The organism is Achromobacter sp. SIMBA_011, from assembly GCF_046535435.1.
Lineage (GTDB): Bacteria > Pseudomonadota > Gammaproteobacteria > Burkholderiales > Burkholderiaceae_B > Achromobacter > Achromobacter dolens.
In genome coordinates, this window is sequence record NZ_JAWRWN010000100.1 from 1 (window position 1) to 385 (window position 385).

The following is a 385-nucleotide window of genomic DNA, read 5'->3' on the forward strand; positions in this document are numbered from 1 at the left end:
CCGCAGAGCTATCGCGCGAAGGTGCTCGGCATCTTCACGCTCGGCAGCGCGCTCGCGAACATGCTGGGCTCGCTGGTCGGCGGCGTGCTGCTCGGCCTGAACGGCGTGTGGGGGCTCGCGGGCTGGCAGTGGGTGTTCGTGGCGACCGGCGTGCCGGCCGTGCTCGTCGCGATCGTCGTGTTCCGCGTGCTGCCCGCATCGTTCCGCGAGGCGCCGTTCCTCGACGAACGCGAGAAGCAGATCGTCGCCGCCGCGCTCGAACGCGCACGCCAGAAGAAGGAAGCGCTGGCCGAGCAAGGCGCGGCGCCGAAGAACACCGAACACGTCAGCGCGGCCGTGCAGGCGCAGATCGATGCGGCGGAAGCCCGCCGCAAGCGGCTCGCCG

General features: G+C 71.7%; 1 protein-coding gene. It reads left to right on the forward strand.

Annotation, left to right across the window (positions count from 1 at the left end):
• A partial coding sequence (locus SB816_RS30100) for an MFS transporter (RefSeq protein WP_410548004.1) occupies positions 1–385 on the forward strand: 385 nt, incomplete at both ends.